Annotated in this window: 19 protein-coding genes; 9 read left to right on the top strand and 10 right to left on the bottom strand. The window is 63.4% G+C overall.

The window, feature by feature from the left end; all coding sequences use genetic code 11:
* Positions 1 to 20 precede the first annotated feature (20 nt).
* Positions 21 to 548 carry a hypothetical protein gene (locus LGH83_RS09545; protein ID WP_227401583.1) on the bottom strand — a complete coding sequence of 176 codons (528 nt, stop codon included), beginning with the start codon at positions 546 to 548 and terminating at the stop codon, positions 21 to 23.
* A complete protein-coding gene (leuS, locus tag LGH83_RS09540) occupies positions 535 to 3,165 on the bottom strand; it encodes a leucine--tRNA ligase (protein WP_227401582.1) in 2,631 nt (876 codons plus the stop codon). Before leuS ends, LGH83_RS09545 begins: the two co-directional genes overlap by 14 nt.
* Before the next feature lie 204 nt (positions 3,166 to 3,369).
* Between leuS and LGH83_RS09535 the strand changes: the two genes are divergently transcribed.
* Positions 3,370 to 4,056: a YggS family pyridoxal phosphate-dependent enzyme gene (locus tag LGH83_RS09535; protein ID WP_227401581.1), complete on the top strand. Its 687-nt coding sequence runs from the start codon at positions 3,370 to 3,372 to the stop codon at positions 4,054 to 4,056.
* Here LGH83_RS09535 and LGH83_RS09530 read toward each other — a convergent pair.
* Entirely contained in the window at positions 4,053 to 5,075 is a 1,023-nt protein-coding gene (locus LGH83_RS09530; RefSeq protein ID WP_227401580.1) for an alpha/beta hydrolase, read from the bottom strand. The two genes, LGH83_RS09535 and LGH83_RS09530, sit on opposite strands and share 4 nt — an antisense overlap.
* A complete protein-coding gene (locus tag LGH83_RS09525) occupies positions 5,075 to 6,241 on the bottom strand; it encodes a Gfo/Idh/MocA family protein (RefSeq protein WP_227401579.1) in 1,167 nt (388 codons plus the stop codon). The genes LGH83_RS09530 and LGH83_RS09525 overlap by 1 nt, the downstream gene beginning before the upstream one ends.
* A gap of 205 nt (positions 6,242 to 6,446) precedes the next feature.
* Between LGH83_RS09525 and LGH83_RS09520 the strand changes: the two genes are divergently transcribed.
* From LGH83_RS09520 to LGH83_RS09510, 3 genes are all read left to right on the top strand, one after another.
* The gene (locus LGH83_RS09520) at positions 6,447 to 7,151 is read left to right on the top strand and encodes a glutathione S-transferase N-terminal domain-containing protein (protein ID WP_227401578.1); all 705 of its coding nucleotides are present in this window, start codon (positions 6,447 to 6,449) and stop codon (positions 7,149 to 7,151) included.
* A 58-nt stretch (positions 7,152 to 7,209) separates the two neighbouring features.
* Positions 7,210 to 7,878: a dienelactone hydrolase family protein gene (locus LGH83_RS09515; RefSeq protein WP_227401577.1), complete on the top strand. Its 669-nt coding sequence runs from the start codon at positions 7,210 to 7,212 to the stop codon at positions 7,876 to 7,878.
* Between the two features lie 169 nt (positions 7,879 to 8,047).
* A complete protein-coding gene (locus tag LGH83_RS09510) occupies positions 8,048 to 8,512 on the top strand; it encodes an Hsp20 family protein (protein ID WP_131113204.1) in 465 nt (154 codons plus the stop codon).
* Between the two features lie 76 nt (positions 8,513 to 8,588).
* Here the strand turns inward: LGH83_RS09510 and LGH83_RS09505 are convergent, their stop codons facing one another.
* From LGH83_RS09505 to LGH83_RS09485, 5 genes are all read right to left on the bottom strand, one after another.
* Positions 8,589 to 8,879, bottom strand: a complete 291-nt coding sequence (locus LGH83_RS09505; protein ID WP_227401576.1) for an HPr family phosphocarrier protein — start codon at positions 8,877 to 8,879, stop codon at positions 8,589 to 8,591.
* Entirely contained in the window at positions 8,876 to 9,277 is a 402-nt protein-coding gene (locus LGH83_RS09500; protein WP_131113202.1) for a PTS sugar transporter subunit IIA, read from the bottom strand. The genes LGH83_RS09505 and LGH83_RS09500 overlap by 4 nt, the downstream gene beginning before the upstream one ends.
* Before the next feature lie 111 nt (positions 9,278 to 9,388).
* Complete coding sequence (locus tag LGH83_RS09495) at positions 9,389 to 9,814, bottom strand: HPr kinase/phosphorylase (RefSeq protein ID WP_264479180.1); 426 nt, start codon at positions 9,812 to 9,814, stop codon at positions 9,389 to 9,391.
* Positions 9,815 to 9,855: 41 nt separating this feature from the next.
* Complete coding sequence (locus LGH83_RS09490; RefSeq protein WP_227401574.1) at positions 9,856 to 11,694, bottom strand: stimulus-sensing domain-containing protein; 1,839 nt, start codon at positions 11,692 to 11,694, stop codon at positions 9,856 to 9,858.
* A 110-nt stretch (positions 11,695 to 11,804) separates the two neighbouring features.
* Complete coding sequence (locus LGH83_RS09485; RefSeq protein WP_131113199.1) at positions 11,805 to 12,503, bottom strand: response regulator transcription factor; 699 nt, start codon at positions 12,501 to 12,503, stop codon at positions 11,805 to 11,807.
* Between the two features lie 355 nt (positions 12,504 to 12,858).
* Between LGH83_RS09485 and LGH83_RS09480 the strand changes: the two genes are divergently transcribed.
* The 3 genes from LGH83_RS09480 to LGH83_RS09470 all read left to right on the top strand — a co-directional run bounded on the left by LGH83_RS09480 (position 12,859) and on the right by LGH83_RS09470 (position 15,919).
* Entirely contained in the window at positions 12,859 to 13,641 is a 783-nt protein-coding gene (locus LGH83_RS09480) for an ABC transporter ATP-binding protein (protein ID WP_227401573.1), read from the top strand.
* Positions 13,642 to 13,662: 21 nt separating this feature from the next.
* Positions 13,663 to 14,433 (top strand): HugZ family protein, encoded by a 771-nt coding sequence (locus LGH83_RS09475; RefSeq protein ID WP_227401572.1) that lies wholly within the window; start codon positions 13,663 to 13,665, stop codon positions 14,431 to 14,433.
* 754 nt (positions 14,434 to 15,187) lie between these two features.
* A complete protein-coding gene (locus LGH83_RS09470) occupies positions 15,188 to 15,919 on the top strand; it encodes a CarD family transcriptional regulator (RefSeq protein WP_413771131.1) in 732 nt (243 codons plus the stop codon).
* A 91-nt stretch (positions 15,920 to 16,010) separates the two neighbouring features.
* On the opposite strand, the gene LGH83_RS09465 is transcribed toward LGH83_RS09470, so the two are convergent.
* Positions 16,011 to 17,609: an outer membrane beta-barrel protein gene (locus tag LGH83_RS09465; RefSeq protein WP_227401570.1), complete on the bottom strand. Its 1,599-nt coding sequence runs from the start codon at positions 17,607 to 17,609 to the stop codon at positions 16,011 to 16,013.
* A gap of 177 nt (positions 17,610 to 17,786) precedes the next feature.
* Here LGH83_RS09465 and LGH83_RS09460 point away from each other — a divergent pair, with 177 nt between their 5' ends.
* Complete coding sequence (locus LGH83_RS09460) at positions 17,787 to 18,806, top strand: KpsF/GutQ family sugar-phosphate isomerase (RefSeq protein ID WP_413771130.1); 1,020 nt, start codon at positions 17,787 to 17,789, stop codon at positions 18,804 to 18,806.
* A gap of 120 nt (positions 18,807 to 18,926) precedes the next feature.
* The gene (locus LGH83_RS09455) at positions 18,927 to 20,006 is read left to right on the top strand and encodes a lytic transglycosylase domain-containing protein (RefSeq protein ID WP_227401568.1); all 1,080 of its coding nucleotides are present in this window, start codon (positions 18,927 to 18,929) and stop codon (positions 20,004 to 20,006) included.
* The last annotated feature ends 46 nt before the right edge of the window (positions 20,007 to 20,052 follow it).

The following is a 20,052-nucleotide window of genomic DNA, read 5'->3' as shown; positions in this document are numbered from 1 at the left end:
CCGCTGTGTTCCGGCGCGCTCTAGCTGCGCGTCGCCAGCGCCGTCGACAGCCTGATGGTGATTTGGTCTGCGATCACCTTGGCGTTCCTGATCTCGGCGTCGCGCGCAGCGCGAATGTTGGCGAAGCGTTGTTCGGAGCGGTTGTAGGTCGCGGCGCTCGTCACCGTGCCTTGCGTGATCGGGTTGCCACCGCCGGCGGGGGTCAGCACGTAGTTGATATCGGTCACGACCGTGGCGGCGGAGGCGCGGCGCGTCACCGTATCGATCAACGCCGATTGCACGCGTTCCTTCGTGGTGAGGGCGAGACGGTATTTCGGCGCCGGGCTCGACCCCGTGCCGTTCAGGTCGGTGATCAATTCATCGACCACGTAATGGCCGAGCAATTCGGGTGCTGGATCGATCGCGATGGCTTGGAGTTCACTGCTGAGGTGGCCGTTCATGCTGCCGTAAAGCGGCGTAAAGCAGCCCGCCAGCGAGAGCGACAACCCGAGCGCCGCGACAGCCTTGAGGGCGCGCGACAGGGCGATCCGGCGATTAAACCACGACATTGACGATCCTCATCGGCACGATGATCACCTTTTTGGGTGTCCGGCCTTCCAGCGCGCGCTGAACGCTCTCGAGGCCCAAAGCGGCTGCGGTCACGGCGGCATTGTCGGCGTCGCGAGCGATCGTGACATCGGCGCGCTTCTTGCCGTTGATCTGCACCGGCAGGGTGATGCTGTCTTCCACCACAATCGCATGATCGGCCACCGGCCAGGGCGAAGCGGACACCAGCGTGTCATGACCGAGAGCGGCCCACAGCGTCTCGGCGAGATGCGGCATGAACGGCGAGGTCACCTGCACCAGGATGTCGGCCGCCTCTCGGAAGGCGGCGGCGAGGCCTGGCGCGAGTTCCGGCGTCTCGATCGCGGCGATCGCGGCCGACAGCGCGTTCGAGAGTTCGTAGATATGCGCGACGCATCGATTGAACCGGAGGCGCGCGAGATCCTCCTCGATCCGGATCACAGCCTTGTGGGCAGCCTTCCGCACACCCAGCGCCTCGACGCTGGGCGACACCGAGGCGTCCTCGGAGGTTGCGGCCTTGCCGAGTTCGGCCAGTTCCCCGGACAGCCGATACAGGCGCTGCACGAATTTCGCGGCGCCCTGGACGCCTTCCTCGGTCCAGATCACGTCGCGCTCTGGCGGGCTATCGCTCAGCACGAACCAGCGGGCCGTGTCGGCCCCGTAGGTCGCGATGATGTCGTCCGGATCGACGATGTTGCGTTTCGATTTCGACATCTTCTCGATGGCGCCGATCCGCACCGGAGCGCCGCCGTCGATCAGGGTGGCGCGCCGGTCGGCGCTCACGCCCTCGATATTGATCTCCTCCGGCGAGACCCAGGCGCCCGCCTCGGAGCGATAGGTCTCGTGCACCACCATGCCTTGCGTGAACAGGCCAGCGAACGGCTCGTCGAGGTCGAGCATCCCGACCTTCTTCATGGCGCGGGTGAAGAAGCGCGAATAGAGCAGATGCAGAATCGCATGTTCGATGCCGCCGATATATTGATCGACCGGCAGGAAGCGATTGGCGACGCTTGGCGTGGTCGGGTCCGTCTCGTTCCACGGGTCGGTGAAGCGGGCGAAATACCAGGACGAGTCGACGAACGTATCCATCGTGTCGGTTTCGCGCCGGGCGGGTCCGCCGCATTGCGGGCAGGCGACGTGCCGCCACGTCGCATGCCGGTCGAGCGGGTTGCCCGGCTGGTCGAAGGTGACGTCCTCGGGCAGCTTGACCGGCAGATCGGCGACCGGAACCGGCACCGTGCCACAGGCATCGCAATGGATGATCGGGATCGGGCAACCCCAATAGCGCTGCCGCGAAATACCCCAGTCGCGCAGCTTGTAATTGGTCTGGCGCTTGGCCTGCGGCGCATTGCCGATCACTTGTGCTTCGAGCCGCGATGCGACCTGATCGAAGGCCGCATCCGTCGTCAGTCCGTCCAAAAATCGCGAGTTGATCATCAGGCCGTCGCCCGTGAAGGCCTCGGCTCCGACCGCGAATATCGCGGCGTCTTGATCGGGCGGGCAGACGACCGCGACCACCGGCAGGCCTTTGGCCCGGGCGAAGTCGAGATCGCGCTGGTCATGCGCCGGGCAACCGAAGATGGCGCCGGTGCCATATTCCATCAGCACGAAATTCGCCACATAGACCGGCAGGGTCCAGCTCGGGTCGAGCGGATGCACGGCCCGAATGCCAGTGTCGAAGCCCTTCTTTTCGGCCGTCTCCAGCGCCGCCACCGACGTGCCGAGCCGCTGGCATTCGGTGACGAACGTGGCCAAGGCCGCATCGCGGGCCGCCGCCGCTTCGGCGAGCGGGTGATCCGCCGCGACCGCGATGAAGCTCGCGCCGAACAACGTGTCGGGGCGGGTTGTATAGACCTCGACATCCGTGGCGCCGTCGACCGTGGTGGCCGGATCGAGTGCGAAGCGGACCGACAGCCCCTCCGACTTGCCGATCCAGTTGCGCTGCATCAGCCGCACTTTTTCGGGCCAATTCTCCAGCCGGTCGAGCGAGACCAGCAAATCCTCGGCATAATCCGTGATCTTCAGGAACCACTGAACCAGCTCGCGCTGTTCGACGAGTGCGCCTGAACGCCACCCGCGACCGTCGATCACCTGCTCATTGGCCAAGACGGTCTGATCGACCGGGTCCCAGTTCACCTTGGACTTGCGGCGATCGACGAGGCCTGCCTTGAGGAATTCGAGGAAGATCCGCTGCTGGTGCTTGTAATAAGACGGGTCGCACGTCGCGACCTCGCGCGACCAATCGAGCGAGAGGCCGATGTTTTTCAACTGACCTTTCATGGTCGCGATATTGGCGTAGGTCCATGCGGCCGGATGCGACTTGTTTTGCATCGCCGCATTTTCGGCCGGCATGCCGAACGCATCCCAGCCCATCGGATGGATGACGTTGTAGCCCTTCGCGCGACGGTAGCGCGCCACGACATCGCCCATCGCATAGTTCCGCACATGGCCCATATGGACGCGGCCGGATGGGTAGGGGAACATCTCGAGGACGTAGTATTTCTCGCGCGGATCGTCGTTCGAGGCGCGGAAAATTTCGCGCGTCGCCCAAACCTGTTGCCAATGTGGTTCGGCTTCGCGGGCGTTATAACGTTCGGTCAATCGATCCCCGGAGGGTGCTCGGCACCCGGACTTTGGTGGTGGTGACTGTCAGCGGCAGTGAGCATGAAAGGGGTGCCGGGTCAATTCGGCGATCGCCTGGTGGGAGGCGGTGCGCGCGAGCGGCCCGATCCCGGCCAGACCTTGACGCCCCAGCCAAATGCCGGTTGAGGTCGCGGCTCGTGTCACGGATCAGGACGGCCTCTCATGTCGATTGCGGAAACAAGCCTCGACCGGCTTCACGGCATCCAGCACCGCATCGTGCAGGCCGCGCGCGACGCGGACCGTGATCCGTCGACCGTGACTCTGGTGGCCGTCTCCAAGACCTTTGGGGCGGACGACATGCTGCCGCTGATCGGGGCCGGGCAACGCGTTTTCGGCGAAAATCGGGTGCAGGAGGCCAAGACCAAATGGCCGGCGCTGCGGGAGCAGACGCCCGACCTCGTGCTGCATCTGATCGGTCCCCTGCAATCCAACAAGGCGCGCGAGGCGGTCGAGACTTTCGACATCATCGAGACGGTGGATCGTCCGAAGATCGCCGAAGCGCTAGCGGCCGAGATCGCGCGCCTCGGAAAGACCCCGCGCTTGCTCGTACAGGTCAATACCGGAGCCGAGCCGCAAAAAGCCGGGGTGCTGCCGCAAGACGCCGATGCGTTCATCGCCATGTGTCGGCAAAGCTATGGCCTGACCGTGTCGGGCCTGATGTGCATTCCGCCCGCCGACGAGCAGGCATCGCCGCATTTCGGCTTGTTGGCTCAGATCGCCAAGCGCAACGGCGTATCCGACCTGTCGATGGGCATGAGCCACGATTTCGAGCTTGGCATCCAACTCGGCGCGACGCATGTGCGGGTCGGCAGCGCGATCTTCGGGGTCCGGCCGAAGCCGGACATCTAGTCCGGGCAGCGTCCGACACTGAACAGCGCCTTCAGCCCGCAGGACGAACGAAGCAGCGCGCCGCCGTCATGCCCGACGCCGGGTGCGATCAGCACCGGGATGGTCAGGCCTGGATGTCGCGCTTCGAGATAAGCCGCGAAATGACGCCCCCGCGCGAGGCGGTCGGGGCCTTGCGCTTCGGCCGCGCAACTCGTGTCGAGTGCCGCCTGATCCGGATCGTCGTCGGCACCCCCGAGCAGCATCGTCACATCATGCTGGATATAGCGGCGCTCGAGCGTCGGCACGTCGAGCGATGCGATCGCGGGCGGCCTGTCCGCCATGCCATATTTCCAACGGCTCAGGGCTGGACACATGGCCGTGTCCGCGGCTGCGAAACCGCCGGTCGTCACGGGCCGCGCATCATCGAAATAGGCGTAGGATGACGGATCGGCCACGACGAACCGTACCGCCACCCCGACCTTGGCCAGAGTCTCCGGGCTGGTCGTGACGATGGCGAAGCGCTGCACCATCTGGGCGCCACCCGAATGACCGGCGACGACGATGCTGGTGAGATGCGGAAACAGCACGCGATCCGCCAGCCGCGCCAGGATGGCGTCCAGCGCCACGAAACTCGCGACACCCGCCGTCTCGTCCGGCGCATCGTCCATCCAATCATTGCCGCGCCACGTCAGGGTGCCGGGCGGCAGATCGATCTGACACTCATCCTGGCCGCGTAGAAATTGCGGCGCGATCAGCAAGGTGTCGGCTGTGGCCGCTGCGTCTTGCGCCGCAGCTTGGAGTGACTGGAAGTACGGAACTGCATCGCGGTTCTTGCCATGCACGATGATGACGGCGCGCGTGATCGCTGGAAGCGGCCGCGACCAATCCGCCGATATCGAAAGAGGCAGGAGCCCCCCGGCGATTCGCATCTCCTCCGGCGCGAGTTCCGGCGTTGCCCGCTCACGCGCATCGAGCCGCGCCGGCAGCGCCGCGGCCGTCACGAGGACCCCGGCGATGACGGCCCACCGAAGCCAGGACATCAAAGTTCGACCCAGGTGGCTCCGGCCTGCGACGACCGCAGGGCGGCCTCGATGAAGGCCAGTCCCTTCACCCCATCGTCAAGCGTTGGATAGAGGACGTCATGTCCGGCCGTATGACCGTCGCGCGCTGCCAGAATGGCCTCGGCGGCTTCCGAGTAGATCGTGGCGAAGGCTTCGAGGTAGCCCTCGGGATGACCGGGTGGGATGCGCGTCGCCCGTGCGGCATCCGGGCCGGTGCCCGGGCCTCCGCGCGTCAGGATCTGCTGGGGTTGGTTCAGCGGCGACCATAACATCCGGTTGGGTTCGGCCTGGACCCATTCGAGACTGCCCTTGCTGCCGTAGACCCGCACCTTCAGGCCATTCTCATGGCCCGGCGCAATCTGGCTGGCCCACAGCATGCCCCGCGCGCCATTCGCATAGCGGAGCAGGATCTGGGCGTTGTCGTCGAGCCGCCGTCCCGGCACGAAGGTGGTCAAGTCGGCCAAGAGCGATGTGACCGGAATGCCGGTGATGAAGTCGGCCAGATTAAAGGCATGGGTCCCGATGTCGCCGATGCAGCCCCCCGCGCCCGACCGCGCCGGATCGGACCGCCATTCAGCCTGTTTGTGGCCGCTGTCCTCGATCTTCTCGGCCAGCCAATCCTGCGGATATTCGACCTGAACGACGCGGATGTCGCCGAGTTCTCCGTCGCGGACCATGGCGCGGGCTTGTCGGACCAGCGGATAGCCGGTGTAGTTATGGGTGAGAACGAACACGCGGCCGGACCGCTCGGCCAAAGCCTTGAGGTCGAGCGCCTCAGCCAGCGTCGTCGTCATGGGCTTGTCGCAGATGACATGGATCCCGGCTTCGAGAAAGGCGCGCGCCGCCGGTGCATGCATATGATTGGGGGTCACGATCGCGACCGCCTCGATGCCATCCGGGCGAGCGGCCTCGTCCCGCGCCATGGTGGCGAAATCGCCATAGCTCCGGTCGGGTGCGAGCCCGAGCGCCGCGGCGGAGCGCATGGCCTTCTCGGGCGTGGACGACAGCGCGCCAGCCACGACCTCGAAGCGATCGTCGAGGCGGGAGGCGATCCGATGCACTGCGCCGATGAAGGCGCCTTCGCCGCCCCCCACCATGCCTAGGCGAATGCGTCGGCCTGAAGTCTCACTGCGTCCGTCGATCATGGCTGGTCCTCCCATCGGGTCACCGTCGCGGCGGTGTTGTGCCACGATTATGAGATTCCGCGCCATCGGTCACCTCGGCGACGGCGCGCTGCCTGTCGGGCGATCAGCCGCGCCTCGGCGCGCAAGCGCGGGCTTCAAGCCGTCGCGATCCGGTGCTACAGGCACGCTTTCAGGTCCGGCTGTCGACACTGCGCGAGGTCCCCGAATGATCGATCTTTTCTATTGGCCGACCCCGAACGGACATAAGATCACGATGTTTCTGGAGGAGACGGGTCTCCCCTACACGCTGAAACCCATCAACATTGGAACCGGCGAGCAGTTCAAGCCGGACTTTCTGACGATTGCGCCGAACAATCGCATGCCCGCGATCGTCGATCACGCGCCGCACGGCGGCGGCGAGCCGATCTCGGTGTTCGAATCCGGTGCAATTCTCGTGTATCTGGCCGAGAAGACGGGCCAATTCCTGCCGAAGGATCTCCGTGGCCGTACGCAAGTCCTCGAATGGCTGTTCTGGCAGATGGGCGGACTTGGCCCTATGGCGGGGCAAAATCACCACTTTTCGGCTTACGCGCCCGAGAAGATCCCTTATGCCATCGCTCGTTATGTGAACGAGACGAACCGCCTTTATGGGGTGCTCGACCGACAACTGGCGACGGCCGATTACGTCGCGGGGGATTATTCGATCGCCGACATGGCGGCTTATCCCTGGACCGTCAACTGGCAGCGGCAGGGTCAACAGCTGGATGATTTCTCGAACGTGAAGCGCTGGCACGAGACCATCAAGGCCAAGCCGGCCACGGTGGCGGCCTATGCCAAAGGCGACGCTATGAACCGCCCGGCCGAGATGACCGACGAGCAGAAGAAAATTTTGTTCGGCCAAACCGCAGCCTCGCTCGGCACGAAAGCCTGAAGCCGGGGCGCGACCTAGATTCGCGCAATTCCTGCGCGACAGACCAATGGAGATGATCATGGGACAGGATATCAAGCTGACGGCCTCCGATGGCTTTGTGCTCGATGCCTATAAGGCCGTGCCGACCACCACGCCGCGGGGCGGCCTTGTGGTGCTGCAGGAGATTTTCGGCGTCAATCATCACATCCGCTCGGTCGCGGACCGTTTCGCCGCCGAGGGCTATCTCGTCGTGGCCCCGGCGATCTTCGATCGTGCCAAGCCCGGCGTTCAGTTGAACTACGATCAGGATGGAATGCAGGAGGGCATCGCGCTCAACAAGCAGACCAAGCATGCGGACACCATGAAGGACATTGCGGCTGCGGTCGCGGCGGCCAGTGAAGCCGGCCGGGTCGGTGTCATCGGTTATTGCTGGGGCGGGACCCTGGCCTATGCGGCGGCCTGCGACCTGCCGGGCGTTTATGCGGCCGTCGGATATTATGGCGGTGGGATCGTCAACATGCTGGACGAGAAGCCGACGGTGCCGTTGATGCTGCATTTCGGCGAGCAGGACGATCATATCCCGATGAGCGATATCGAGAAAATCAAAGCCGCCGAGCCCTCCGTACCGGTGTTCACCTACCCGGCCGGACATGGCTTCAACTGCGATGAACGTGGCAGCTACGATAAGGCCGGTGCCGATCTCGCGCTGAGCCGCACCTTGCCGTTCCTGCGCGAAAACGTCGGCTGATCCACATTTGACGTGAGGGTCGGCTTGCGAAATTTGTGCAATCCGACCCTCTTGAACCACCGGATCGACACACCTAAATCTGGGTTGCGCGGGCCGTAATGGACGCGCTTACCTGATTGCTTCGGAGCACGAAGCCCCGGGGCACATGTCGCTTTTCGGAGGATATGTCATGCGTCAATATGATCTCGCACCGCTGTACCGCTCGACCGTCGGTTTCGACCGGTTGTTTTCCCTCATCGATCAGATGTCGGGTGTCGAAGGCGCGGCGCCATCCTACCCCCCCTACAATATCGAGCGGACCGGCGAAAACGCGTATCGCATCTCGGTTGCGGTCGCCGGCTTTTCCGAAAACGACCTGACGATCGAGACGCGTGAGAACACGCTTTTGATTCGCGGGTCGAAGGCCCCCGTCGAAGGCGACGCCGTCAAGGTCGAGGTTCTCTACCAGGGTATTGCGGCACGGGCGTTCGAGCGTCGCTTCCAGCTCGCCGACCACGTTCAGGTGACGGGTGCGATCCTGGAACATGGTCTGCTGCACGTCGATCTGGTCCGCGAGATCCCGGAGGCGCAGAAGCCGCGTCAGATCGCCATTGGATCGAGCGGGCCGCGCATTGTCGCGGCGAAAGCTGCCTGACCCGGTCAGACCGGTGTCGCGGGCGTCCCGAAAGGGGCGCCCTTTTTGTTTGCCGCGATGTTGCGAACGCCAGGTTCTATTCGTCTTCGCCGAAGCGGTTGGCCAATAAATCAGCGAGAGCCTGAAGGACACGAGCCGCATCGGGTCCCGTGGCGCTCACGAGGATGCTGGTTCCCTGCGCAGCGCCGAGCGTCAAGATGCCCATGATCGACAGGCCGCCGACAGTGTCGCTCCCGCGAGTGACACGGACTTCGGCATCATAGGCCTCGACGCAATGGACGAATTTCGCCGTCGCGCGCGCATGAAGCCCTTTTCGGTTGATGATGGGGAGTTCGCGTGACACCGCGTCGTCGCTGGTCTGGCTCATTTGCCGTTCAACACGCGGCTGGCCACGTTGATATATTTGCGCCCGGCATCCTGCGCTTGGATGACAGCTTGCTCGAGATTGACGACGTCCCGAACGGACGCCAGTTTAATCAGCATCGGCAGGTTGATGCCGGCGACGACCTCGACGTGGTTGCCTGACATCACCGAAATGGCAAGATTGGACGGGGTTCCGCCGAACATATCGGTCAACAGAACCACGCCACTGCCTTGATCCACTTCAGCGACCGCATCGACGATGTCTTGCCGTCGCGCTTCCATGTCGTCGTCCGGTCCAATCGTAATCGTCGCGATACATCGTTGCGGGCCGACCACATGCTCAAGTGCGGCCCGAAACTCGGTCGCGAGGCGGCCGTGGGTCACAAGGACCATCCCGATCATTGCGCGTTACCAATCATTCTCGAATATGCCAGATGCTCGCCCGCGCCGATTATCCGGCGCTATCTTGTGCATTGCGGCGAAATTGGCAAGCATATTAGAACTGTCCCGTTGTCAGCGCGAAGGCCAAAGGTCCAAATAACGAAACGTTATCGAGCTGTTTTCATGTGAACCGGCTGTTGCGCGAAGTGTCAGCAGTGGAACCTTTACGCCGAGTAAGCAAAGTGTCGGCGTTGCCTCGGGAATGCGGTCGACCTGCACCAAGCCCTCGGTGTCGAGCTCGATCGCGAGACTGACCACGCAGGCAGGCTCGTGCAGGATTGCGCGGATGCCGAGACCGCGCCATTCGATCGATCCGGCGATCGACTGGTGAGGTCGTGCGATGAGGCGATTATTCTGCTGGCTTAGCCCAATGCGATCATCGCCGACAAGGCGGGCGAAGCGATGATGGTGCGATGCCTCCGCCAACAGCGCCAGCGCCAAGCTGGACTTGCCGGCCCCCGACCGGCCTTGGATCAGAATGCCGTGATCGCCGACCACGAGTGCTGTCGCATGAACGAATGTGAGGGTGGCGTCGTCGCTCAAATGGCTCTCTGCGGCAGCCAGACCGTGAAGCGAGCACCGCCAGTCCTCGGGATTGTCATGCTCTGCTCCGGCTCGTCGATGTCGCGTTTGAACTCGTCGCTCCACTCCGGCTGATCGTCGACACCCGTCGTGGTTGGGTCGCGCTGCGGTTCCCGATTGCGCGCAAAAATGCGGCCTCCGTGTGCATCGATGATCTGACGTGAGATCGAAAGGCCCAGACCGGAATTTTGCCCAAAACCATGTTCGGGGCGATCGGTATAGAAGCGCTCGAAGATGCGCTCGAACGCATCCGCCGGAATGCCCGGCCCGGCGTCTTCCACGACGATTTCGACGCCCGCTATTCCCTCGTCACCGTCGTCGAGACAACATGAGCGTAGCAGAACGTTGACGACCCCGCCCTCGGGCGAGAACGAGCGGGCATTATCGATCAGGTTATTCATGACTTGGCCCAGGCGCGAGTCATGGCCCTCGACCTTGAAAGCGTCGTCATCCGGCTCGCCCGTCGCCTTCGGCTCGACCGTGAGCGCAATCGTCACGCCGTCATCGCGGGACACGCCATTTGCGACTTCAACGACGGCCGTCAGCAGGCGTTTGACATCGACCTGGGCGGTGGCGCCCCGCGCCAGCTCGGCGTCGAGACGCGACGCGTCGGAGATGTCGCTGATCAACCGGTCGAGACGCCTGATGTCGTGCTGGATGACCGACATGAGACGTTCACGCGATTCTTCGGATTTGATGCGCGGCAAGGTTTCGACGGCGCTGCGGAGCGACGTGAGCGGGTTTTTCAGCTCATGGGCGACGTCGGCCGCGAAGCTCTCGATCGCCTCCATGCGAAGGTAGAGTGCACCCGTCATGTCGCGGAGCGCACCCGACAGATGGCCGATCTCGTCGGAGCGGGACGTGAAATCGGGGATTTCCTCGCGAGAATTGATGCCGCGGCGCACCCGATCGGCGGCGTCGGCGAGACGGCGCATGGGACCCGCGATCGTATTGGCGAGCAGGAGCGACAGCAGAAAGGTCACGCCGGCCGCCAGCAGGAAGACGCGGAAGAACGCCCATCGTTCGGACGCGATGATGGCATCGATATCGCCGCCCTGGGTCGACAGCAGCAGCGCGCCACGGATGTTTTTGAAGCGTTCGATCGGCACCGCAACCGAGACGATGGTCTCGCCCTTCTTATTGACCCGCACGACATATTGCGTTGCCCCTTTGAGGGCGCGGGCGACTTCCGGAAAGCCGACGCTTTTGGCATTGCGCCCATCGTCGAACAGGGAGACGTCGGTATGGCCGAAGCGGCGCTTGACCTCGCTCCAGGTGCGCTCGATCAGCGTTGCTTCATTCGGATCGGGGGGCGGCAGATCGGATCGCAGGATATTGCCATGCAGCGACAGTGATCGAGAGTCGAGCAGCAACTCGCCCTCGCTGTCGAACACGCGGGCGCGGGTCCGCGTCGGGGAGACAAGCCGACGCAGCACCGGGCCGATCTTTTCCGGGTTGATGGAAAATTGCAGCGACGAGGCGTCTTCGTCCGGTGCGCCGGTGCTTTGACCGGGTGCGAGCTGCAGCAGCTTCTCCGGGTCGACCGTGATGGCATCGGTCTCGACTGTGGCCGACGCGGCGATTGCAGCCGCGATGATCTCGCCCTGCGTCTGCAGGCTTTGCACCCGCGCGTCGATCAACCCTTCGCGGAATTGATTGAGATATAAAAAAAGGAGCAACAGCGCCAGAAGGCCGCCGAGGTTCAAGACCACGATGCGGCGCGTCAGCGACGAGGATAGGCGTGTGGTGACGCTTCTGACGAAGCGCCGCATCCGGAGGCTGACGCTTCGTCTCATCTTCCGCCGGTCGCGACCGGCGGTCGCAGACCCCGCGCCATCTCCCCCATGCCGATCGAGCAGAACCGTCCGAAGCGAACCCGGCAGGTGACCGCCCAAAAAGCGCAAATTCAGCCTTCCTTGAAGCGATAGCCGACACCATACAGCGTTTCGATCATCTCGAAATCGTCGTCGACCAGCTTGAACTTCTTGCGAAGCCGCTTGATGTGACTGTCGATCGTCCGATCATCGACATAGACCTGATCGTCATAGGCCGCATCCATCAAGGCGTTGCGGCTCTTGACGACGCCAGGACGGGTGGCAAGCGCCTGCAGGATCAAGAACTCAGTCACGGTGAGGGTGACCGGGTCGTTGTTCCAGGTGCAGGTATGCCGCTCGGGGTCCATTTTCAGAGCGCCGCGCTCGAGTTGCTTGGCTTCGGATTCCTTCTGGGCCGCAGCTTCCTTCGGATTGGCGCGGCGGAGGATCGCCTTGACACGCTCCACCAGCAGGCGCTGCGAAAAGGGCTTCCGAATGAAGTCGTCCGCGCCCATCTTGAGGCCGAAGAGTTCGTCGATCTCATCATCCTTGGAGGTGAGAAAGATGACCGGCAGATCGGACTTCTGCCGCAGCCGACGCAACAACTCCATGCCATCCATGCGCGGCATCTTAATGTCGAAGATGGCGAGATCGGGTGGGCTTGCCTTGAGACCGTCCAGCGCCGCCGCACCATCCGTGTAGGTTTGAACGCGGTAGCCTTCCGCCTCGAGGGAGAGCGATACGGACGTCAGAATATTGCGGTCATCGTCCACGAGGGCAATGGCAGGCATGAACTTTCCTTCTCACAAGCCGTCGAGCCACATCGCCCGGGAGGGTGCGGCGTCGAACGAGCCGCGAAGACTCAATCTCGAGTGAGGCTGAAATGTGACAGCCTTTCGAAATCGCATCCTACACGATCTACCGCTTGGATATGCTTACAAAACGTTAATCTCCGGATTCGACGCGGAAATTCGCGTATTGGCCCGTGTCTGCGCTTGGCGGCGCGTCCGAATTGCAGCTTTATGGGCGGATCGTCGGCGGCGACAGGCAAGCGGCTTGCATAATAAATGACAGTTTCTTGTCGCCGCTACGCGGCGCATTGATTCTTCGCCGCCTCGTTGAACCGCGACTTCGTTCGGAGCCCCTATGAACAGCACCAGCCCGATCGCGCTGTCGGTCAAAGACCTTCGCAAGAGCTTTGGGGCGCTCGAAGTTTTGAAGGGGATTTCGCTCGACGCCCATAAGGGGGACGTCATCTCGATTCTCGGGGCGAGCGGGTCGGGCAAGAGCACATTCCTCCGCTGCATCAATTTGCTCGAGACGCCAGATGCCGGCGCCGTGACGGTCGCGGGCGAGACCATCGCGATGCGGAAACGGAGCGGCGGCACCAGCGAACCGAAGGATCGCCGTCAGGTCGATCGCATCCGAACCCGCCTCGGCATGGTGTTCCAGGGATTCAATCTCTGGTCGCATATGACCATTCTGCAGAACGTCATCGAGGCACCGTTGCACGTTCTCAAGCGGCCCAAGGCCGAATGTATCGAAGAGGCGGAGGCGCTTCTGGCCAAGGTCGGCATCGCCGACAAACGGCACTTCTATCCAGCGCACCTGTCGGGGGGGCAGCAGCAACGCGCCGCGATCGCGCGCGCCCTGGCGATGCGTCCGGACGTGATGCTGTTCGATGAGCCCACATCCGCCCTCGATCCCGAACTCGTCGGCGAGGTGCTGCGGGTGATGCGTGCGCTCGCGGACGAGGGGCGCACGATGTTGGTGGTGACGCATGAGATGGGGTTCGCCCGCGACGTGTCCAATCGCGTGGTGTTCTTCGATCATGGCCATGTCTGTGACGATGGGTCTCCCGCTGCGCTCTTCGGCGGCGGTGCGTCGCCCCGGTTCACGCAATTCATTTCCGGCACACAACGCCACTGATGGGAACCGGATCGATTGTCTATGCCCGACAACCAACCGGCCACTGAGCCCAATCCATCACCGCCGGCAGCTGCTTATGATGCGCTGGGCGAAGCCAAGCGCCTGCTTCGGGACGTCCGGGCCGGTGCTCTGGCGACGCAGGACGCCGATCATCAGCCGTTTGTGAGCCTCGTCACGGTCGCGACGGCGGCCGATGGCGCGCCACTCCTGCTTTTCTCGCGGCTGGCGGCCCATACCGGGCATCTCGACACCGATCCGCGCTGCTCACTGCTCTTGACCCAAACCCGCAAGGGAGATCCGCTGGCGCATCCGCGGATCAGCATCGTCGGCCGCGCGCGACGGCTCGAGCAGGAGGGTGAGCGCGCACAGGCTCGCGCACGCTTTCTCGCCAGAAACCCAAAGGCTGCGCTCTATGTCGACTTTCCGGATTTCGGTTTCTGGACGCTCGATCTCGCGGCCGTGCATCTGAACGGCGGCTTCGCCCGGGCGGCGCGGTTCACGGGGGCCGAGGTGCTGACCGATCTTGCAGGTTGCGCGCCTTTGCTCGCGGCCGAAGCCGATGCGGTCGATCACATGAACCGCGACCACACCGAGGCGCTCCGTCTTTACGCCACCGCCTTGGCGCGCGGCAAAGATGGCGCGTGGCGAGCGAGCGGGATCGATCCGGAGGGGATCGATCTCATCTGTGGCGACATGTCGGCGCGGGTTGTGTTTCCCAATCGCGTGACCGATCCCGGCGCGCTTCGGGCCGTTCTACGCGACCTGGCCGAGGCGGCGCGGCGGCGCCTCTAGCGCCCGGCTGGTGGGCATCGCTCAAAATCGAGCGATAGGCTTCATCCTCTTCTCGGACCTCTGCTGCAGCATGATCCAAGGGCTGTCATGCGATGGCCCGACCGTGATGCTGGATGGGTTTGCAAGCAATGCGCGCTGTCGCACAGGACCGAAATCTCGCTCGACAGAGAGAAACCGAATCGAGATCAGCAAAACCTTTGATTTTCGGGCTGTGTTGTGGTAGCAACAGGAACTTAAAACTAGTCTTGCGGGCGTTTTCCCGCCCGCTTCGGTCATAAGCTCTTGAGTTCAGTTTCAGGTGGTTCAACCGCATATGTCAACCAAGCTCAATCTGCTTGGGAGCGGTTACGGTGCCGTCATGACGCGACGATGCGTCAAGCAGGCTCGTTCGACGATCTGAAGACGCTCGATGCCACTCTAGGCGATTCGCGTCCGCTTCCTCAGTCCACACGGCAGATGCGGCATGTTGAGTCTGAAAGCAAGACCTTCCGAGCAATGACGTGGCTCCTGTTCGACATCGCGTCGGCGGGCTCCAGGGTCGATGAGGTTTAGCGGCGAGGGGTCGTCCCGCCAGACGGTGACGAGCGACATCGAATGTGGGGTGAGCGGGGCAGGGGGAATGCCGGACGTGGGGATGACGGGACGGATCGAGCAACTGGGGCGCTGACGAGAGTCGGCCCTGAATGATGAACAACAGCTACGCCGCGTGATGGCATCGCCAAGGCGAACGCATGCGGCGACGGAGATGAAATCGATGACGGACAAGAGTGAGAGCGTACGGGCTCCGGCCAATAAGATCGGTGGCGATCGGATGTCGACATTCCGGCAACCGATGGGCGGCAAGCCGGGTGCCTTCAAGCCTGATTTGACGGCCAAGCCGGTCATCAAGCCGACCGGAAAGGCGCACGGCTTCAAGGCGCAGGAATTCATCGTCTATCCGGCGCATGGTGTCGGTCAGATCGTCGCGATCGAAGAGGAAGAGGTCGCCGGTTTCAAGCTCGAGCTGTTCGTCATCAGCTTCGCCAAAGACAAGATGAAGTTGAAGGTGCCGGTTCCCAAAGTCCACAGCGTCGGCATGCGTAAACTCAGCGAGCCGGATGTGGTCAAGCGTTCGCTCGACACGTTGACGGGCCGGGCGCGCGTCAAGCGCACGATGTGGTCGCGACGGGCGCAGGAATATGAAGCCAAGATCAATTCCGGCGATCTCGTCAGCATCGCCGAAGTGGTCCGCGATCTTTATCGCTCCGACGCACAGCCGGAACAGTCTTACTCCGAGCGGCAGCTTTACGAGGCCGCACTCGACCGGATGGCCCGTGAGATTTCGGCCGTGCAAAAGCTGACCGACAGCGAAGCTCTAAAGCTGCTCGATGAGCAGTTGCAAAAGGGCCCGCGTCGCACCGGCAAGGCCGATGCCGAGAGTGAAGCCGAGGGCGACGCTGATGCCGAGGCCGAGACCGACGGCGGGGATGTCGACGAGGCAGCCTAAGTCGTCTCAAGCAGCATCTGACACCGAAAGGGCCGGCGCAAGCCGGCCTTTTTCATGAGGATGTCAACGAGCGGCCGAGACCGTCTCCGCCTCAGTGCTGCAGCCGAAGCCCGACCATGAACACATCCTGGCTGAAGCTCGACGCAACGGCCGTGCTGTTGAGACGCTCATGGCTGTAGGTCGCGTCGAGCACGATGGAGCGATTGAGGCTGTAACTCGCCTTGAAGGTCTCCGACAGCGTGTTTTCGACGATCGGAGACGAGATGTAGTTGGTGTTCAGGTAGGCGAGCGTCCCGGTTAGGATCAGGTTTCGCATCAAGGCATGCGACACCTGCAGCGAAACGGTTCGCGATTCGGACCCGGGCGATCCAGCCACGGTGGTTTCGTTGAAGCTGGTTGCGGCCAGCAGGGTCAGGCTCGTCAAATTGGTGACGAAGTAGCTCAACGACCCATCGACCAACGGACCCTTGAGGTCGCGCAAGCGGCGATCGTCGTAGCTTCGGTTTTCGTAACCGGCCGATAATTGTCCGATCAGCAGGCGCGAGAACTCGAAGGTCGAGCCGACTCGGCCGAGGATCCCCTCGGAATCCCGCGCATAGCCGGAATTGTCGATGCGCTGATCATGCACGCGCGTATCGACATCGACTTCGACGAAGGGCTTGAGCCCTGGTGTGAGCTCATAGCTGGCGCGACCGATAACCCCGTAGGCGTTGAACGTCTGGTCGCCGAGCGGGATCACGGTACCGTCCGGCAGGATGCCATTCTCGTACATGGTGCGATCGAATGTGCCGTGGAGCGCCAAGGTAAGGCGCCCGAATGTTTCGCTGCCGCCGATGCTCGTCCCAAAGCTCGAGACCAGAGGCCGGTCTTTCACGGCGACGTTCAGCTCGGGCGAGCCCGGCCGCTGCGTCGTGACGGCAAAGCGGCCTTCGGCATCGAGCGCGATATCCCGGGTTGCGTCAAACCGGTAGTCGATCGTGCCGGCCGCATCCGGCCGGTTCGCCGCGGGGTTGGAGAAGAAATCGTCGTAAGCGCCATGTATATTGGCGCGAAGTTCGTTCGACGACCACAAGGACAAGAGGTCGAAGCCGCCTTCGGTGCGGCTGAACGCCGACGATTTCACGCCGACGGCGGTCTGATCGGGATTGCTGTCGAACCCGAGACTTTGCTCGATGAAGGGTGTCAGCCTCACCGTGCCGATCGTATAGCCAATCGGGGCAAATGGCGCGGGATCCGGCTTCGGGCGTCGCCGGACGTCGAGCGGAAGGGCCGCGGTGGTCGGACCGACGGGGGGAACGAACGCGCCGAGTGTGGCCGCGCGCAGTTTGGCACTGTCCGACAGGCTCGGGTAGGCCGCGAGAGCCGGAAGTTTTGGTGCTCCGACGCGAGCTTTCGCGGTGCTCAATGGCTGGGGCGCGATGGTCGACCGAAGGGCCGGGCGTTGTGGTGCCGTCGCATCGGGAGGGGTCAGGCCGGTATTCGGGTCGATCGCGGCAGGCGGCCCCGGTGTTCCAGCGTCATCGGTCAAGGCTCCACTGCCGCGGAGGCCGGATCCTGTAAACGTGTCGGGGCCGAAGCCGCTTCCCTCGGGAGCAGGCGTCGCATCCTGCGCGAGCGCAAGCCGCGTCCCAAGCCCGACCGGACCGACGCAAAGCACCAGCAGCACCGCTGCGCGAAGCAGGCGGAGCACCCAAGTTGTTCCTGTCTGGCGAGAGGTCCTCGAACCCACGTTCCGTCCTGTCCGTTCGGTCACTCCGCCGAAATTCACGGTCTATGGTTAATGGAATTGTAGTTAAGGCCGCGTTAGCGAGCTCAGTCGTCGCTGGATGCAGCTCCGCCCCGAAGGTGATAGTGAGAGGCGATGAGCATGAAACAGCGTGCAGTCGGGCCGGCCCTCCAGCCGTCATCCACCCTTGCGATTGGCTCGGCATTGCGGACGCTGGCGACCGAGCGCGCCGGCATCGCCGCCATGGAGGCCGCTGTAGCGGCCACCGGCCCTGAGGACTTCGGCCACGTCTTCGCCGCGGTGGTCGATCTGCTGCGGGGGATTCAGGGACGCGTGATCGTGACCGGCATGGGCAAATCCGGCCATATCGGACGCAAGATCGCCGCAACCCTGGCCTCGACCGGAACGGCGGCCTATTTCGTCCATCCGGCCGAAGCCAGTCACGGCGACCTCGGCATGATCCGGTCGGGCGATGTGGTGCTGGCCATGTCCTGGTCGGGCGAGACCGTCGAACTCGCCGACATCATCACCTATGCCAAGCGGTTTCGCATCCCGCTGCTGGCCGTCACCTCGAACCCCGATAGCGCGCTCGGCCGCGAGGCGGATCTCTGTCTCACGCTTCCGCGCGCCGAAGAGGCTTGTCCGAACGGCCTCGCGCCAACCACCTCCACCACCATGCAGCTCGTTTTGGGCGACGCGCTTGCCGTGGCGTTGTTGGAAGCACGCGGGTTTTCGGCGACCGATTTCAAGGTCTACCATCCCGGCGGCAAGCTCGGCGCGCGGCTCACGTTCGTGCGCGATGTCATGCACCAGGGCGACGAGATTCCTTGCGTCTCCACACAGGCCGCCATGTCGGAGGCGATCGTCGAAATGTCCGGCAAACGTTTCGGCTGTGTCGGCGTCATCGACACGGCGGGTTTGCTGGTCGGCATCATCACGGATGGCGACCTGCGGCGGCATATGGGCCCGACCCTGATGCATCAGGTCGCCGCCGATATCATGACCCGCACACCCACCACGATCGATCCCGATGCGCTGGCCGTCGAAGCTCTGGCGTTGCTCACGGAAACCCGCCGGTCCGTGCTGATGGTGGCCGATCACGACAGGCGGCCGATCGGCATCCTCCATCTTCACGATCTCTATGGGATCGGGATCGGCTGACGCGGCAGGATCGATGCCGCGACGTGGTAAACAAGCGGAAACCTGTTCACCTTAAAACCATGCTGACGTCGTGTCTCGATTGACGCGACGCCCGGATCGGCAAGGCAAGGGAGCAACCAGGTGACGATCGACCCGCGCAAATTCGGCGCATTCGCGATGACGTCGTCGCTCCGGGCTTTTGCTGGGGCGATGGCGCTGACGCTGGGCTTCTCGGCTGCGGCCGAGGCCAAAATGGTGGTTCGCCCGAGCCATGCGGCCCTCCAGTCCCGCACGCAAAGCTTCGAGTCGTTCGTGGCGTCCCTTTGGCCCGAAGCGTCGCGTCGCGGCGTCAGCCGAGCCATATTCGATGCGGCGATGGCCGGCGTCACACTCGATCCCGCCGTGATCGACAAGACCCGCAAGCAGGCCGAGTTCGTCAAGCCGGTCGGTGATTACCTGACATCCGCCGTCTCGCAAAAGCGGATCGAGACCGGCCGCGCCAAAGCGCGCGATTGGGAGAAATGGATCGTCAAAGCCGAGAACGACTATGGCGTCGATCGCTACATCGTGCTCGGTGTTTGGGGCCTCGAGACCAATTTCGGCGGCTTCGCGGGCAATGATTACGTGGTGCGTTCGCTGGCGACGCTGGCCTACCAACGCTATCGCGGCGATTACTTCCGGAAGGAGCTGATCGCGGCTCTCGTCATTCTGCAGGAACGGAATGTCGATCCGGCCCATATGCTCGGCTCCTGGGCCGGCGCGATGGGTCAGACCCAATTCATGCCGACCAGCTTCAAGACTTATGCGGTCGATTTCGACGGCGACGGGCGCCGCGATATTTGGACCAGCGTGCCGGATGCGATCGGCTCGACCGCAAATTATCTGCACAAGCATCATTGGATCCCGGGCGAGACCTGGGGCTACGAGGTTCAACTGCCGAACGGCTTTGGCCACCCGGGGGAGGCCGGTTACAAGAGTTTCGCCTCCTGGGGCGAGCGCGGCGTGCAGCGGGCCGATGGGGGCGAGATGCCTCGCAGCGGTAAGGCGGAATTGCTGATGCCGGCGGGGGCCGGTGGACCGGCCTTCCTGGTCACGCCAAATTTCAAGGTGATCAAAAGCTACAATAATTCGACCGCTTATGCGCTTGGCGTGGCCTTGCTGAGCGATCGCATCGCCGGATGGGGCCCGCTGAAGGGACAATGGCCGATGGCGTCGCGCTGAGGGGTGATCGCCCCCGATCAAACCAAGGGGGATGCGGGACGCGTCG

Origin of the sequence: Lichenihabitans sp. PAMC28606, assembly GCF_020616535.1 — a bacterium.
Taxonomy (GTDB): Bacteria; Pseudomonadota; Alphaproteobacteria; order Rhizobiales; family Beijerinckiaceae; genus Lichenihabitans; species Lichenihabitans psoromatis.
This window is presented reverse-complemented; position numbering and strand designations above follow the sequence as displayed.

Excerpts from the sequence above, each read along its gene's own strand:
- LGH83_RS09545 (WP_227401583.1), bottom strand. The coding sequence starts at position 548 with ATGTCGTGGTTTAATCGCCGGATCGCCCTGTCGCGCGCCCTCAAGGCT.
- LGH83_RS09535 (WP_227401581.1), top strand. The coding sequence starts at position 3,370 with ATGTCGATTGCGGAAACAAGCCTCGACCGGCTTCACGGCATCCAGCAC.
- LGH83_RS09530 (WP_227401580.1), bottom strand. The coding sequence starts at position 5,075 with ATGTCCTGGCTTCGGTGGGCCGTCATCGCCGGGGTCCTCGTGACGGCC.
- LGH83_RS09525 (WP_227401579.1), bottom strand. The coding sequence starts at position 6,241 with ATGATCGACGGACGCAGTGAGACTTCAGGCCGACGCATTCGCCTAGGC.
- LGH83_RS09520 (WP_227401578.1), top strand. The coding sequence starts at position 6,447 with ATGATCGATCTTTTCTATTGGCCGACCCCGAACGGACATAAGATCACG.
- LGH83_RS09515 (WP_227401577.1), top strand. The coding sequence starts at position 7,210 with ATGGGACAGGATATCAAGCTGACGGCCTCCGATGGCTTTGTGCTCGAT.
- LGH83_RS09510 (WP_131113204.1), top strand. The coding sequence starts at position 8,048 with ATGCGTCAATATGATCTCGCACCGCTGTACCGCTCGACCGTCGGTTTC.
- LGH83_RS09505 (WP_227401576.1), bottom strand. The coding sequence starts at position 8,879 with ATGAGCCAGACCAGCGACGACGCGGTGTCACGCGAACTCCCCATCATC.
- LGH83_RS09500 (WP_131113202.1), bottom strand. The coding sequence starts at position 9,277 with ATGATCGGGATGGTCCTTGTGACCCACGGCCGCCTCGCGACCGAGTTT.
- LGH83_RS09490 (WP_227401574.1), bottom strand. The coding sequence starts at position 11,694 with ATGAGACGAAGCGTCAGCCTCCGGATGCGGCGCTTCGTCAGAAGCGTC.
- LGH83_RS09485 (WP_131113199.1), bottom strand. The coding sequence starts at position 12,503 with ATGCCTGCCATTGCCCTCGTGGACGATGACCGCAATATTCTGACGTCC.
- LGH83_RS09480 (WP_227401573.1), top strand. The coding sequence starts at position 12,859 with ATGAACAGCACCAGCCCGATCGCGCTGTCGGTCAAAGACCTTCGCAAG.
- LGH83_RS09475 (WP_227401572.1), top strand. The coding sequence starts at position 13,663 with ATGCCCGACAACCAACCGGCCACTGAGCCCAATCCATCACCGCCGGCA.
- LGH83_RS09470 (WP_413771131.1), top strand. The coding sequence starts at position 15,188 with ATGACGGACAAGAGTGAGAGCGTACGGGCTCCGGCCAATAAGATCGGT.
- LGH83_RS09460 (WP_413771130.1), top strand. The coding sequence starts at position 17,787 with ATGAAACAGCGTGCAGTCGGGCCGGCCCTCCAGCCGTCATCCACCCTT.